General features: G+C 61.3%; 1 protein-coding gene and 1 pseudogene. Both read right to left on the reverse strand.

Annotated features, from left to right (window positions below; all coding sequences use genetic code 11):
* Positions 1–412: pseudogene (locus tag U4E84_RS17620) on the reverse strand (hypothetical protein); the annotation flags it as partial.
* A gap of 28 nt (positions 413–440) precedes the next feature.
* The coding region (locus U4E84_RS17625) for a transposase (RefSeq protein WP_322533382.1) at positions 441–1296 on the reverse strand (856 nt) is incomplete at its 5' end.

A 1296-nucleotide genomic window follows, 5' to 3' on the forward strand; every position in this document is an offset into this window, starting at 1 on the left:
GATCGACATCGTCGGGAGTCGGGGGCTCATCTTGCCAGACGGTCTTCCCCTCGGACTCGTCGTACCGACAGGGCTCCCACCGCTGGAAAGCAGTCGGTGTCTTGTAGGTAGTGACGGCGTAGAGCGTCCGCTCCAGGCGGTCGTGAATCTCGTCGTAGTCGCGATTGAGGTGAGCGACCCGCCCACGCTGCGGATACCCGGCCTTGATGGCCTCGACGTCGTCGTGGTCGCGCTTGATATACCACCCGACGAAGTCGTTCAGGCCGATGGTCGGATAGTCGCTGACGGTCGCCAGCGCCTCGTAGACCGGTTTGGCGCGACGGTAGTGCTCGCGGATGGCTGACTCGGAGAGCTTGACATCCTCACCACGGCTGCGGCCGGGGGATTCCTCGCGTTGGGGGTCTCGGCTCATTGCGGACCACCACGCGAGCGATTTTCTCCTAGACGTGGATACTCCGGTTTGTGTGCTCCTCGTTGGGACGGGGAGCGCGAGGTGACGCCGACCACACATGGTCGTCCCACTTGAGGCACACGGGCCGTGCCATCGGCCTGTCTACCGATTCGAATCGCCTGAGGAACGTCTCGGACGCGGTAAGGTCGGCATGTCCTTCGAACCCACATCGACAGGTGAGCGCCTCTCCGTTGCGTGTTGTGTCGTCCCGGGAGCCACAGTCGGGACATTCCTGCGATGTCCACGCTTCCGGCCGAGCCTCGACGGTGATTCCGTACTCGGCGGCCGTACACGCGAGTCGGTCGATGAACTGGCGGAACGCCCAATACGTATGCAACTTCTCGTTCGTCCGAACCGACCAATGTGTTTCGAGTATGTCGGTTAGGTCGCCGACGTATACCGTCGCAATACCCTCGGCGTGAAGCCGGTCCATCAGGTCGCGAGTCAGCGCATTCATCGCGTGGTCGCGCCGCCGTGTCCGCTGTCGGTAGAGGCGCTGGATACGCTTGGACGTGTAGCGACCGTCCTCGAGTTTCGACTGTAGCTCGGCGATTTTGTGGGTCGTCTTGCGGAACCGCTTGAATAGCTCGCGTCCATGGTAGAGGTACTGCTGGCCGGTTGTTGTTGTACACGCGACGAGATTGTTCGCACCAATATCCAGAGCAGCCGCTTCGTCGGCTAGTGGTGAATCCAGTCGAGAATCGTCGATTGTGACTGGTTGGAGGGCCCTGTATTGGCCCGAACGCTCGTCGTAGTACAATTCCAGCTGACCCCTTTTTCCCTCCCACTTCGGGTCGCCACAGACTTCGAGACGAAGACGCTCGAAGTGTCCGAGACCGTACTTC

It is taken from the genome of Halorubrum sp. AD140, from assembly GCF_034497445.1.
Taxonomy (GTDB): Archaea; Halobacteriota; Halobacteria; order Halobacteriales; family Haloferacaceae; genus Halorubrum.